The following is a 14,593-nucleotide window of genomic DNA, read 5'->3' on the forward strand; positions in this document are numbered from 1 at the left end:
AATATTCATTAAATTTTGAAGTAGTTAAAGAAGTAAAAAAAGAAAAGAAGCAATATATTCCACCGATGAGTCATCCATGGAAACATGCTTCGTTTCAAAATTATTTACTAACGATGAAGCATCGCAATGACTGTACTAATGTTTAACTATTTTTGAGACATTTTCAAAAACGGTTGACAACACAATCATTCAACATCTTACAATTCCACTGAGCTACTATATATTTATTAACTCCAATTACGATTCACCTTATATTTATTAATTATTCCCAATGAATAATACACGTACATCACTAATAAAGTAAAGAGAGCCCGTTATAATAATTGGTCGATGCAAATCAATGGCTTGTTGAAGAGCATCTTCCATGTTATAAACCAAGTGTATCATGTCACTTTCCTGTATTTCATATATATCCAATGCTCTTTCATTATGTTGCAGTTGCGTTAAGATGATATAATCAGAAATTTTTTGAAGTTCATCCAACATGGAATGAAAATTTTTATCCTTTAAAACCGAAAATATAACAACTGGATTATGAATATCTTGTAAGGATTCACATAAAGCATGAACCCCCTCAGTATTATGTGCGCCATCTAAAATAATACGTGGTATTTCACTTACTACCTCAAATCTTCCTGCCCAACTAGCCATTTGTAAACCAGACCGTACGGAGTGCTCATCACATTTAATATCATGATACTCCTTCAAATATGTAATTACTTCAATGGCAAGAGCTGCATTCAAACATTGATATTTCGCTCCTGAAGCCAATGTTATATTATCATAATCTTTGTATTTGAAACTTATAACTCCATTTTGATTGTACATATTTGTAATATCTGCAATTTGTACTACTTCCGTATGTTTTTCTTTTGCGATGGCTTGAAATATTTGAAGACAACTTTCTTTTTTCTCCGCTGTAAACAACGGAATGTTTTCTTTCATGATACCTGCCTTTTCAATCGCAATCTTTTCATAGGTATCACCTAATAGTTCCATATGATCCATTCCGATATTTGTAATCACGCTTACCATAGGAGTTAAAATATTGGTCATATCTAAACGACCTCCAAGTCCTACTTCAAATACACAGAAATCAACATTCTTTCTAGAAAAATAAACACTCGCAATACACATATCGATTTCAAACATGCTTAAGTCCCATGTCATCCAAGAATCATAGTATTCATTCACAATTTCTAAAAAATCTGCTTCAGATATATACACATCATTGATACGAATGCGATCAAGATGTGTGATCATATAAGGCGAAGTAAATGTACCTACTTGATACTGTGCTTCTTGTAACATACTTCGTATATCATTCGTTGTACTTCCTTTACCATTTGTACCAGCTACATGAATAACCTTTAACTTTGCATGTGGACTACCAATACTCTCCATGTACGCTTGAAAATGGGGTAATCCATTCCCCCTGTTTTTTCGTTGTTCAATGATGGAGATAATTTCATTCGCGTTCTCAAACATACTTACTCTCCAATCTTCCAATCAATCGGTGTTCTTTTCATTTCTATTAAATAGCGATTAGCTTTTGAAAATGGCTTACTACCAAAGAATCCTTGATACGCAGATAATGGAGATGGATGTGGTGAACAAATGATTCGATGTTGTTTATTTGTAATAAGTTCCATCTTCTTTTGCGCCCAATTTCCCCATAGAATAAATACAATTCCTTGTTCTTGTTGATTCAAAAGAGAGATGGCTCGATCGGTAAAGATTTCCCATCCTTTTTTCTGATGAGAACCCGCTTTACTTTCTTCTACACTCATCACTGCATTCATCATAAAAACTCCCTGTTTTGCCCAGTCCATCAAGTAGCCGTGCTTTGGCATATCAAGTTGTAGATCACTGTTTAATTCTTTATATATATTCTTTAAGCTTGGAGGTATTTTTACTCCTTTGCGTACAGAAAAACATAATCCATGTGCTTGATTTGGTTGATGATACGGGTCTTGTCCAAGGATGACTACTTTTACATCTTTTAAAGGACATGCTTGAAAACATGAAAATAAATCCTCTTTAGGAGGATAGATTGTCTTTGATTGATACTCTTGTTCAAGAAAACACATTAACTGTTTGTAGTATGCTTCCTTTTGTTCGTATTTTAAAAATTCATCCCATGTGTTCATATTGTCACTTCCTAGCGTCAATATCATATCACAAAGGATGAAAAAGCGTTACTTTTTTGTATGAAATTCTATAGATTACTTACTTCCAACCATGCTTTAATTCATCTATCCAACACTCTTTTTCTATTTTCATAGACTTCAACAAATGCTGATAATCCTCTGCTTTTATAAATCCTTTTTCACACATAAGTTTATAGAATTTCTTAATGCTTGCACTATACAAATTCACATTATATTCACTAGTACATACATCCTTACCAATGCCAAAAGGACTAAAGAATGCAGAAAGTTCATAACACCCCACACACATTTCTTTTGGTTCATAGTGACAAAGAAATTCATTGATGTAAAAGTCGATGTGTTCTATATGTTGGCGGATTGTTTTTTCGCTTAGATTTTGTATCTTCAGATATTCCTCAAATACATCGATATATTGCTTGTTTTGTTTTTGCATTTTCTCTACTTGTGCATCAAATGATGTAAACAATTCCATAGACATAAGCCTACCTCCTGATTATTATATCTAAAGTATATCATGCTTTACTTGTTTACGATTCATCATCTTACAGAAGAATTGAATACAATAACCTGTGGTTAGCACACAAAGAATCGTTCCTATGCCAAATGTTGAACCTAGTAAATACGCGACAATCACAAAGATGACATCACAGATTGTTTTCACAACGCGATATGATATATGTAATTTCTTTTCTATACTTGCTAGGATTGCGTCTAATGGACTTCTTCCTAAGTTTAACGCAATCAACATTGCGAACGCATAACACATCATCAATTGGCCAACTACAAACAATAGTATTTTTAAAGTTGTTGAAAGTTCTGCAATTTCTAAAGGCGCTAGAATCCAACGATAAACATCAATAAATATACCTGTTGCATAGGCATAAGAAACACTTCCCCAACCTAATAAATCCTTTGCGAATACCACGGCTATTACCATACATATCGTACTATAAATCAAACCTGATATTGTATAGTTCGTCTGAAAGAAACGTGCAATACCATCGTTCATCATTGTGATGGCATCACAACCAAACCCAACTTGTAATACAAAATTGATACCAACGCCAAGTAAATTCAATGCGATAAAGATATATAAAAACTTTTTCATTTACCATCACCATCTCATTCTTGTTTTATGTATTTTAATTATACTGCTTTCTTATATGAAAGGCTACAAGCATGAGCTCATAGCCTTATGTTTATAAATCTTCTCCGTTTGTTTTGATAACGTTTTGATACCAAGTAAAGGAATCTTTCTTTAGACGTTTTTGGCTACCCTGACCAAAATCATCACGGTCTACATAAACAAATCCATAACGTTTACTCATTTCTGCAGATGAAGAACTTACGATATCAATCGGTCCCCATGCACAGTACGCAAAGATATCGACACCATCTTTGATACATTCTTTTAATTGATGAATATGTTTTTCGTAGTAGTCAATACGGTATGGATCATGGATACTTCCATCTTCTTCTACTGTATCAAGCGCACCAAATCCATTTTCACCAATCATCATTGGAATTTCATAACGATCCCAGTACTGAGATAAACAGTTATAGAAGCCTAGTGGATCCATACGCCATTCCCAAGGTGTTGGTTGAAGGTTTGGATTTTGTTCCGCATCTGTTGGATTCATGCCATTTTTTGTAGAGTCTATGATTCTACTGTAGTAATAAGATAATGCTAAGAATTCCATTTTGTTATTACGGATGACTTCTTCATCGCCATCTTCCATATGAATATGGATGTTGTTGTCCGCAAAATAACGAAGTGCATATACAGGATATTCTCCACGTAATTGAACATCGGTAAAGAAGTATTGCATACGATTACGTTTCATTGTTAAGATTACATCTTCTGGTTTACATGATGCTGGATAGAATGTACAATCCGCAACCATGGTACCAAGTACTGCATTAGGATCTATTGTTTTTCCTAATTCTTTGATTCTAGCACAAGCTACAAATTGGTTATGAACTGCTTGATACATTAGTTCTTCCATGTTTTCTGCTTGATCATCGTAAATTCCTAAAGAACCAAACTGTACGGTAGGAACTAGATTTACTTGATTACAAACAATCCAGTATTTTACTCTTCCTTTGAAGCGTTCCAATAATACACTTGCGTACTTCACAAAGAAATCAATCACTTTACGATTTGCAAATCCACCATATTCACTTACTAAATGAAGTGGCATATCATAGTGAGACATGGTAATGATTGGTTCCATACCATCACGAACGATTTCATCAATTAAATCATCATAAAATTTTAATCCTGCTTCACAAGGTTCTCCTTCATCTCCTTTTGGGAAGATTCTTGACCATGAAATACTTGTACGGAAACATTTGAATCCCATTTCCTTTAACAATGCTAAATCTTCTTTATATGTATGATAGAAATCGATTCCGAAACGTTTTGGATAATACCCTTCTGTATCATTCGCAGCTCTTACAATACTAGCGAGTGTTCCTCCACCTTCTTTTTCGATATGCGCACGATTTAATCCTTTTGTATACTCATGGATGTCAGAGGTAGATAACCCTCTTCCATCCTTATCAAATTCACCTTCACTCTGACAGGCCGCAAATGCACCTCCCCATAAGAAATTCTCTGGAAATCCACTCATTACTTTTTTCATTATTTACCTCTTTCTATTTGTCTAATCTAATTGTTCTCCATTGGATTCGATGACCTTTTTGTACCAGTAAAAGCTATCTTTTCGAATACGAGCACATTCTTTTGGATCATCATCATTACGGTCTACATAAATAAAGCCATAACGTTTTTTTACACCATTGCTTGTGCTCAATAAATCTACAGCTGACCATGGCATATATCCTAATACTTCTGCACCATAATCAATTGCTTTTTTCATTGCGGCTACATGATCTCTTAAATATTTAATACGGTAATCATCGTGTACCTTACCATCTTCTGTCAGGGTATCGAATGCACCCATACCATTTTCTGTAATCATCAATGGTTTATTGTAGCGTGTATATAAATCACGGAAGATATATTCCAATCCAGTTGGATCAATTGCCCAATCCCAATCCGTTGTATCAAGTTCTGGGTTTTTGCACATTTGATAAAATCCAGGTTGTGTCTCAAATCCAGACATTTCACCTTTTTTACCAGACGGGTTAAATCCTGACCAACGTCTTTCTTCATCAATTGAACAATATTTCGCACATTCACTTGCATAATAGTTCAATGCTAGATAATCTGAAATACCTTCTTTTAGTAGTTCTTCATCGCCTTCTTCCATAACTGGAGCCAATCCATTTTCTTCTAGGTAAATGGATGCTGCTTTGTTATAGAAACCTTTGAAGTATACATCTAAATAATATGAATTACGTAAGTCATGTGCATTTTGTGCAGCCATAACATCTTCTGGTTTACATGTTAAAGGGTAAACTGGAGCATATCCAAGAGCCGCACCTGCCATACCACCTGGCACTAATTCATGTACAAGTTTTACCGCAATGGCATGCGCTAAATTCATATGATGATTGATTTGATAACGCAATTGATTGTTGTGTTGATACTCTGGTTTTATATAACATTTTTGTGTCCAATATTGTACAATGATACTTTGTTCATTGATAGTTAACCAATACTTCACATCGTCTTTGAACTCATTGATTACATAGTTCGCAAAATACTCAAAATCGTTAACAACCTGACGAGAAATCCATCCATCATAACGATCCACAAGAGCCATTGGCAAATCATAATGATACAGTGTTACCACTGGTTCTATTCCATTTGCCTTTAATTCATTAATAAGATTATGATAGAATTCTACACCCTTTGCATTCGGTTCTCCCGTTCCATCTGGAAAGATTCTACTCCATCCAATGGAGAATCGATAGCTGGTAAATCCCATTTCTTTAAATAGTGCGACATCTTCTTTATATTTATGATAATGATCACTTGCAATACTTGCATCTGCAAATCCTGTTTTCTTTGAATATTCAAGGTTTACAATATCTTGTTGAGAAGGTCCCTTCCCATCTTCCAATGCCGCTCCTTCTACTTGATAAGCACTGGTAGCTGCGCCCCACAAAAACCCCTTTGGAAAACCCTTATTCATGTTACTGCCTCCTATTTCTGTTCAATTTTTGTATTTAAAATTTGAAACATGTCAATTAATTCTGATGCTAGTTTTGCCTCAGACATAATGGTCATAATAGTATCCTGAGCGTGAGCAAACAATAGACATGGTGTATACTGTTGTCCTCTCGTTTCATTTTGAATGACTCCAGTTTGTGCAATATGCGCTTGATGGATACATTCTTTGGCCTCTTCTTGACAACGCTTTGCACCATCAAAATCAAACTTTTTAGCACATGCTAGTGCTTCCTCTGTTTTGATTCTAGCATCGCCTGCATGCAATATAATCTGCATTGCTACTTGAATTAATTCGTTGTCTTCTATGTGTTCACCCATATCGGTTACCTACCTTTCTACTTCCTATGCTATCTAGCTTTGTGCAGATTCATTAAGATCTGCTTGTTCTTCTACTAAACACTCTTTTTCATATACTTTAAAGAATGGATACCAGATAAATAAATATACAATAAATAATACAATCGCCCATAAGATACCTCTTACGTCTTGTGTAATCATTACAGTTGAAATTGGTACTGGAACTTGTCCTACTTGGTTAAGCGTTGCTGGAATATTCAACCATCCAAGACTCATTACTGTATATACAATCACTGGCCCTACAATCGCATTGATCCACATTGGTAACATCAGAATTGGATTAAATACAATTGGTGCACCAAACATAATTGGTTCATTGATATTAAAGATAGATGGTCCAATGAAGATACGACCCATAGTTTTTAATTTTTTTGATTTTGAGAATAGCATTAAACAGTTAAGACCTAAGGTAGCTCCCATTCCACCCATTGTTACAAGGGCTGCTGTAAATACTGTTTCACTAGTCGCAATGTTTCTAGCTACTTCACCAGCTGCTACTGCATCGATATTTGCTTGAATACCAGCTAAGAAGATTGGTGTTGTTACGGCTCCAAATAACCAAGATGAAATACCCATAGAGTATAATACTGCTGGTATGAAACATAACAATACAAATCCTGGTAAAGTCTGTCCAAAACTTGCTAATGGTGAGAACACCCATACAACAAATTCAAAGATATCTACTTTTAAGTTCATTGTTAAAACCATTGAGATACCTAATGCAATGACTGTAGGTACTATATAATTGATCCAACCAGATACGAAATCTGGAATACTAGTACTATTCTCTAATACGTGTAATTTTGAATAAAGATTGAAGATAATGGAGGTAAATAACCCCGCAAACATACCTACAGCGATTCCAGTTGCTCCCATTCTCCCACCTAGAATCACCATATTTCCTGCTTCATTGGTTTCTGGCATGATAAACATGAGAAATACTGCAATGGCAACTAATCCACAATTGGTTGTATAGAAAGGTTTATTTAATTTTTCCATAACCTGCTGTGCTACCATAAATGAAATAATTAATGATATAAGACCGAAACTATAATCTGCAATTGGTCCTAAATTTGGAAGTGCAGGGATATAAGAACGGAATACGTTATAGAAATAAATCAGTGATCCTGTTAAGATAAAAGGAATTACTTTTTGCATGGAGCTTGATACTGCCGCAATCCAAGGACGACTGCATATTTCATTCATTTTTGGGGCAAATTTGTTTGCTAACCAGTCCATAAATTTTTTCATAAATTTTCTCCTTCAATTTTCTTTTTTATTTCTATAAAACCGTGTATAATAGGTTTATAGAAATAACTTGTCCAAAGTGATTTCTTGAGAGCTAAGTGTGCGCTTAGCTCTTTCTTTTTTTACTTTTCTTCGATTGTTTTGATTGCATAATCCAAAAGGGCTTCTCCATTTAACATGGCATAGATATCTTTCGGAATTGCGCATACACATACATTGTACGGATCTGCCATCTTTTTGAATTCAGGTAGTTCTCCTGCATAATGAGGACCTACCATCAATACATCGATGGAACTCATATAGCTGGCAATATCAGAATGACTACGTGCTTCAATGTTCACATCAAGTTTTTTCTTCTTTGCTGCTTTTCTAGCGGCATTTGCTAAGAATCCACTGGACATACCAGCTCCGCAACATAATAGGATACGAATGGTTTCCATGATTTCTCCTTTCTGCGTTCGTTTGCTTACACCCATATTATCTACCTACTTGCACTTTGCCTCAACTTGATATTTGCACCATACGGGGAAAGTTATAAGAAGATGAAATTGCCCCATGTGGTGCAATAAATCAGTTGTATAGGTAATTTATTATCTATATAATAGAATTAGATTATCATCGCAGAATAGGTAGAGGTGAACATAATGAAAAAGAAACATCGAGAACTTTTGGAATATCTTTTAAATACTCACTCCACAATTACAAGTAAAGAATTGGCGAATGCGTTGCACATATCTGCTCGTTCTGTAAAAAATTATGTTTTGGAAATCAATCTTCTATCCAATGAAAAAGTAATTCTTTCTTCAAAGAGTGGTTACCAAGTACATGCACAAGCGGCGCATAAAGTATTAGCTCCAGAAGAAGAACAAATACCTCAAACTTGGGAAGAGCGTTCCTTATATATCATCAAGCAATTGATGTTAGAACATTCCTCTCATGTGGATATCTATTCTTTATGTGAGGAGCTTTTTGTTGGCTACTCCACATTAAAAGCCGATATTGCTAAGATGAACAAAGCATATACAAACTTTAATGTACATTTTGCATGTGAAAATGATGCAATTTATATACGTGGAGATGAAAAAAACATACGGAAACTTATCAGTTATCTCGTACAAGAAGAAACTAGCCAACAACTCGTTGATCTATCCATATTGAAAGAGAGCTTCCATGCCATTGAAATTGATAAAGTTGCCAGTATCATACGCAAAACATTTCAGAAATACAATTACTATATCAATGATTTTTCTTTCGTGAATCTATTGTTGCATTTTGTAATTATCATTGATCGTATCCAAAATGGAAATGTTGTAATATCTAAGGACGATGAATTTATCATTGAGAGTGCACATGAACAAGCATTGATAGAAGAACTATGTGAGCACCTAGATGAATGTTTTGAAATTCATTTGACACCTAGTGAACGTTTTGAAATCTATATGTTATTTAAAACGAATGCAAATTATTCTCTTCCAAATTCCGATGATACATTACGTAAAATCGTAGGAGATGAAATCCTAAAGGAAACCAAACATATTGCAGACAAAGTAAATGAAGATTATTATATTGATTTACATACAGAAGGTTTTCTAACTCCTTTTTCATTGCATATTAAAAATCTAATTGTTCGTGCTCAAAATAAAACGTATACTAAAAATCCAATGGCAGAATCCATTAAGAATACTTGTCCTACGGTCTATGACATTGCGATCAATATTTCTTTAGAACTTATGGAACATTACCATATTCATATCAATGAAGATGAAGTTGCCTTCCTTGCGCTGCATATTGGTGCTGAAATCGAACGACAGAAATCCAATGATGCAAAGATACAATGTGTTTTATTGTGTCCTGACTATATGCAACTTACCTCTGAACTTTATAACCAATTGTTGATCAATTTTGGAAATCAGATCAATATTATAAAAACGATTTCCTTTGAAGATGAATTAAAGGGATTGTCTTATCAGATGGTGATTTCTACCATCGCAATCCATCGAAAACTGCATCATCAAATCTGTATGATTCCTCCTCTTTCAACACGCTTAAATCTTGCGTCCATTCAAACTGCCATTGATGCTTGTAAGGCAAATGAAAAACGTTATATTTTGAAAAAAAACTTCAAAGAGTTTTTCTTTAAAGAACTGTTCATGATAACGCAAGAACAAAAAACACGTGATGATATTCTGCATACCTTAACAAATAAAATGGTCGCGTTAGAATTCGTAGATCATGATTTTGAAAACAACGTCATGGTTAGAGAAACTGCAGCCTCTACTGCTTTTGGCAATATCGCAATTCCTCATTCTATGAAAATGGAGGCTATGAAAACTTGTATTGGAGTTGTCATATCTCCAACAGGAGTGCTTTGGGATGAACATCTAGTCCATGTCATTTTATTAGTAGCGATCAATAAAATTGATAAACGCATCTTCCATGATTTATATGAAACTCTTGTTCTATTGTTTAGTGAACAAAGTATGATTGAGCAGGCGAAAGATTGTCGTAATTTTAAAGACTTCGAAAATCTAGTCTATGCCAATATATCCTCTTTGGAGAGTGAATCATGAAGTGTATATTTTTAGATATCGATGGTACTTTGTTGGACCATGAAGTAGGGATACTGGAATCAAGCAAAATCGCTATAAAGGAAGCACGTGCAAATGGTCATAAAGTTTGCTTGGCAACGGGAAGAGCAAAGCCAGAGGTGGCACAAGATTTACTAGATTTAGGATTTGATGGCTTTATTTTTTCTTGTGGAAGTTATGTGGAAACAAGAGATACACTCTTATTTCAAGAAGTTATGAACAAAAAAGATATTGTAGATGTTATTAAACTATTACAAAAACATCATGTAGGATTCAATCTTGAAGGGATACGAGATTCCTTCTTAGATGAGACGGGGTTCTCCTTCTTTCACGATTTATTTAAAAATGAAATGGATATGAATAGTGAATTAGCTAGACAATATATGGCAAGTGTTCATATGTTACCCTATCAACAATTTCAGGATAAAGATTATGAACAAATTTTAAAGATTGCTATTTTTGCGAAAGAGCAGAATGCCTGTCGAATAGTTCAAGAAAATTTATCTTCTCACTTGAAATTGACGTTGCATGGCGTGGATGAAAACCCTATTATCAATGGAGAAATTACGTGTGCCCATATTTCTAAAGCAACGGGTATGGATATCCTACTTGATTATTTCCATATTCCTGTTTGTGATACCATTGCGATTGGAGATAGTATGAACGATGTAGATATGATTTTACATGCACATTGTGGAGTCGCCATGGCAAATGCAAATAAGGAATTGATTCGATTAAGTGATGAACAAACGACCTCTAGTAAGGAAGATGGAATTTATCATTGTTTCAAAAAACATGGTATCATTTGAGAACGGAGAGTAATACCGTTCTTTTTTCTTTATATAAACTTTATTACGGTTTTGTTAGAAATCAACAATTTTAAAAAGCTTATGGTATAATATGGATACAAATTTAACAATGTAGTGTGGAGGGGTGAGAAGATGGATCAGGAGAATCTCCATTCGCAAGAAAAACACCTAGATGACAAACAACAACAAGAAATATTCGATGTCATGCGAAATGAAAATGAAGATGTCTTCAATGAAGTCTTTACCTTTCGAACGGTCTTATTTACTGCGATTATATTAGGGATTGTAATTTTAGTATTTTACTTTCTAGGATCCTTGAGATGAGGCATAGGCTTCATCTTTTTTATTTGTAAGAGAAATGATGCTCACATTTACATTTTCTTAACAAGAATGTTTATTTCTGTATGTATTGATTACATGGTTCATGGTACTATAGTTGAGAGAAACCTCTATTGAATATGTAACATTTTTCAGAATTTATGAAATAATGGGCATTTCTTTCATATAACTATTGTTTTTTTGCATAGATAGTGTTATGATACGTGTGAATTTGATAGAGGTGCGAATGCGACAATATCTTAGGGAACCGGCAGGTAACGATCTAAGATAGAAGCAAATTTGCCGAACTGTTTTCTTAGGCATAGGAAAATGGTGGGTCTATGGAGAATATCCGTAGAACTGTCTACAGTACTGTAGATGTGCTATCTTACTTTCCAATCGATATAAAGCGATAGTCAGTAAGTGATGCATTTCTACTTACTGACTTTTTATATAGATGAGGTGACCTTATGGACAAGAACGTATTAGAAATATCTGGTGTATCTGTTGAACAGTTGGCAAATACTTGCCGTACACCATTGTACATTTATGATGAAAACAAAATTACTGTGAAAATGAGTCAATTCTATGAACTTTTTCAAAGTGATGAGTTCGAAACGGAAGTACTATATGCATCTAAGGCTTTTACTTGTAAGGCTTTGATTGAGTTAGTAAGTGCTTATGGATTGTGTTTAGATGTTGTAAGTGGTGGAGAATTATTTACTGCGAAACAAGCAAACTTTCCAATGGAACGTGTGTATTTCCATGGAAATAACAAATCTTATGAAGAACTTCAAATGGCTTTAACTTATGGAGTTGGTACCATTGTGGTGGATAACGCTATGGAATGCGAAATGCTAGTACAGGCAGTTCGTCAAAGTGGGAAATCAATTAAAACAATGTTGCGTGTGAATCCAGGAGTGGAAGCACATACGCATAAATATATTGTAACTGCACATTTGGATAGTAAGTTTGGAACTTCTATAACTATGAAACAACAAATTGCGGATATGATCAAAACATTAACATCTACACCACAGATTACATTTGAAGGATTCCATTCTCATATCGGATCTCAAATCTTTGATAAAGATGCTTATGTTGCGGAAATACAAACACTTGCGAAGTTTGTAGATGATATGCAAAAAGAATATAGCTTAGAAATTCACGCTTTAAATCTTGGTGGTGGATTTGCGGCATATTACACAAGTGATGATCATCCAATTCCTTTACAGGAAGTATGCAAAACAATCCTTACAACTTGTAAAGAAGAGAAAGCGAAATATAACCTTTCTTTAACTAAGATTATGATTGAACCAGGACGTAGCATTGTGGCTGAAGCTGGTTCTACCTTATATCGCATTGGGTATCAAAAAGAAACAGAAAATAAAAAATATATCTTTGTGGATGGTGGGATGAGCGATAACATTCGTCCTGCATTATATCAAGCAGCGTATGCTTGTGATATTGCGAACCGTATGAACGAAGAAAAAATAGAAAAAGTAACAGTTGCAGGAAAATGTTGTGAGTCTGGAGATATCCTTATTGAAGATGTAATGTTACCAAAGGCTCAACAAAATGATTTATTGATCCTTTATACAACTGGTGCTTATGGATACAGTATGGCAAGTAACTATAATCGTCTATCAAAACCTGCCGTGGTTTTTGTGAAAGATGGCAAAGCAAGAGTGGTTGTGAAAAGAGAAAGCTTTGAAGATTTATGTGATTTGGAATGTGATGAGGCAATTAATGTATGAATGTAGTAGAGAAGTATGGTGGAACAAGCGTAGGGACGATTGATCAAATTAAGGCAATTGCCGCTCATGCTGTAGAGATGAAACGCGCTGGACATAATGTAATTATTGTGGCGAGTGCCATGGGGAAAACAACAAATAAGCTGATTGAAATGGCAAATGAAATTGGTAGTACAAATGAGCGTGAAATGGATTCTTTGTTGTCTACAGGAGAACAACGTACCATTACTTTATTGGCGATGGCCATTGATGCTTTGGGTGTAAGTGCTATTTCATTAACGGGATATCAGTGTGGTTTTATCACAAGCAATCATCATGCACATGCACGTATTAAAGATATTGAAATTAGTACACTGCAAAAGCATTTGGATGATGGAAAAGTGGTTGTAGTTGCTGGATTTCAGGGTGCTACAGAACATGGTGAAATAACGACTCTTGGAAGAGGAGGTTCTGATACTACTGCGGTAGCGTTGGCAGCGAAACTTGGATGGGAATGTCGTATCTATACGGATGTAAACGGGGTGTATACCATTGATCCAAGAATGTATAAACAAGCAAAGTTACTACATGAAATTACCTATAACGAAATGATGCAGATGGCTTGCCTTGGTGCTGGTGTCTTAGAGACAAGAAGTGTAGAACTTGCTAGTAAATATGGAGTTAAATTATTTTTAGGAAAAGCTTTGGAAAAAGATGAGAGAAAAGGAACGTATATTATGGAGACAACAAAGAACTTAGAAGATATGCCTATTACCGGCATCAGTGTAAAAGATGATTATGCGATTATGCGTGTCAACGAATTGCCAAACGATGGTGTATTCTTAGGAGAATTGTTTCGCATGATAGCGGACTTAGATATCAACCTTGATACAATTTCTCAGCATTTGACACACGATGGAAAAGTAAACTTTCAATTCTATTGTAATACAAAACAAAGTGATGTCATCGTTAAGAACATTGATAAACTAAATTCAAAATATCCAATTTCAAGATTGTTGGGATTTGTGAAATTATCTGTTATTGGAGTAGGAATTTCTACTCATAGCGGGATTGCCGCAAAGGTATTAACAACGTTAAGTGAACATCAAATCCCTTACTATATGATTACTTCATCTGAAATTTCTATCTCATTAACAATCGAAGAGAAAGATAAACTACAAGCGGTAGAAGTATTAGCTAAAGCTTTTGATTTATAATTGCGTAAGAA

General features: G+C 34.7%; 14 protein-coding genes and 1 riboswitch. Of the genes, 5 read left to right on the forward strand and 9 right to left on the reverse strand.

Translation table 11 applies throughout. The features are described 5' to 3' along the window. Positions 1–258: 258 nt before the first annotated feature. The 9 genes from ACWG42_RS02310 to ACWG42_RS02350 all read right to left on the reverse strand — a co-directional run bounded on the left by ACWG42_RS02310 (position 259) and on the right by ACWG42_RS02350 (position 8,393). On the reverse strand, positions 259–1,488 hold the full coding sequence (locus ACWG42_RS02310; RefSeq protein ID WP_455789889.1) for a bifunctional folylpolyglutamate synthase/dihydrofolate synthase: 1,230 nt from the start codon (positions 1,486–1,488) through the stop codon (positions 259–261). 2 nt (positions 1,489–1,490) lie between these two features. Beyond that, positions 1,491–2,150, reverse strand: a complete 660-nt coding sequence (ung, locus tag ACWG42_RS02315; RefSeq protein WP_455789890.1) for a uracil-DNA glycosylase — start codon at positions 2,148–2,150, stop codon at positions 1,491–1,493. 79 nt (positions 2,151–2,229) lie between these two features. Further along, positions 2,230–2,649 carry a hypothetical protein gene (locus ACWG42_RS02320; protein ID WP_455789891.1) on the reverse strand — a complete coding sequence of 140 codons (420 nt, stop codon included), beginning with the start codon at positions 2,647–2,649 and terminating at the stop codon, positions 2,230–2,232. A gap of 24 nt (positions 2,650–2,673) precedes the next feature. Next, on the reverse strand, positions 2,674–3,279 hold the full coding sequence (locus ACWG42_RS02325) for a YczE/YyaS/YitT family protein (protein WP_455789892.1): 606 nt from the start codon (positions 3,277–3,279) through the stop codon (positions 2,674–2,676). 91 nt (positions 3,280–3,370) lie between these two features. Next, a complete protein-coding gene (locus tag ACWG42_RS02330; protein WP_455789893.1) occupies positions 3,371–4,816 on the reverse strand; it encodes a glycoside hydrolase family 1 protein in 1,446 nt (481 codons plus the stop codon). Positions 4,817–4,837: 21 nt separating this feature from the next. Further along, positions 4,838–6,274 (reverse strand): glycoside hydrolase family 1 protein, encoded by a 1,437-nt coding sequence (locus ACWG42_RS02335; RefSeq protein ID WP_455789894.1) that lies wholly within the window; start codon positions 6,272–6,274, stop codon positions 4,838–4,840. 11 nt (positions 6,275–6,285) lie between these two features. Beyond that, complete coding sequence (locus tag ACWG42_RS02340) at positions 6,286–6,630, reverse strand: PTS lactose/cellobiose transporter subunit IIA (RefSeq protein WP_455789895.1); 345 nt, start codon at positions 6,628–6,630, stop codon at positions 6,286–6,288. 33 nt (positions 6,631–6,663) lie between these two features. After that, complete coding sequence (locus ACWG42_RS02345) at positions 6,664–7,920, reverse strand: PTS sugar transporter subunit IIC (RefSeq protein ID WP_455789896.1); 1,257 nt, start codon at positions 7,918–7,920, stop codon at positions 6,664–6,666. Positions 7,921–8,039: 119 nt separating this feature from the next. Continuing rightward, on the reverse strand, positions 8,040–8,393 hold the full coding sequence (locus tag ACWG42_RS02350; protein ID WP_455789897.1) for a PTS sugar transporter subunit IIB: 354 nt from the start codon (positions 8,391–8,393) through the stop codon (positions 8,040–8,042). A gap of 168 nt (positions 8,394–8,561) precedes the next feature. Between ACWG42_RS02350 and ACWG42_RS02355 the strand changes: the two genes are divergently transcribed. The 5 genes from ACWG42_RS02355 (at position 8,562) to ACWG42_RS02375 (ending at position 14,582) form a co-directional block, all read left to right on the forward strand. Continuing rightward, entirely contained in the window at positions 8,562–10,487 is a 1,926-nt protein-coding gene (locus tag ACWG42_RS02355; protein WP_455789898.1) for a BglG family transcription antiterminator, read from the forward strand. After that, on the forward strand, positions 10,484–11,314 hold the full coding sequence (locus ACWG42_RS02360) for an HAD family hydrolase (protein ID WP_455789899.1): 831 nt from the start codon (positions 10,484–10,486) through the stop codon (positions 11,312–11,314). The genes ACWG42_RS02355 and ACWG42_RS02360 overlap by 4 nt, the downstream gene beginning before the upstream one ends. Positions 11,315–11,446: 132 nt before the next feature. Further along, on the forward strand, positions 11,447–11,638 hold the full coding sequence (locus ACWG42_RS02365) for a hypothetical protein (RefSeq protein ID WP_455789900.1): 192 nt from the start codon (positions 11,447–11,449) through the stop codon (positions 11,636–11,638). A gap of 222 nt (positions 11,639–11,860) precedes the next feature. After that, positions 11,861–12,026: riboswitch (Lysine riboswitch) on the forward strand. A gap of 76 nt (positions 12,027–12,102) precedes the next feature. Next, the gene (gene lysA / locus ACWG42_RS02370; protein WP_455789901.1) at positions 12,103–13,389 is read left to right on the forward strand and encodes a diaminopimelate decarboxylase; all 1,287 of its coding nucleotides are present in this window, start codon (positions 12,103–12,105) and stop codon (positions 13,387–13,389) included. Further along, positions 13,386–14,582: an aspartate kinase gene (locus tag ACWG42_RS02375; RefSeq protein ID WP_455789902.1), complete on the forward strand. Its 1,197-nt coding sequence runs from the start codon at positions 13,386–13,388 to the stop codon at positions 14,580–14,582. The genes lysA and ACWG42_RS02375 overlap by 4 nt, the downstream gene beginning before the upstream one ends. The last annotated feature ends 11 nt before the right edge of the window (positions 14,583–14,593 follow it).

The organism is Amedibacillus sp. YH-ame10 (assembly GCF_053848885.1).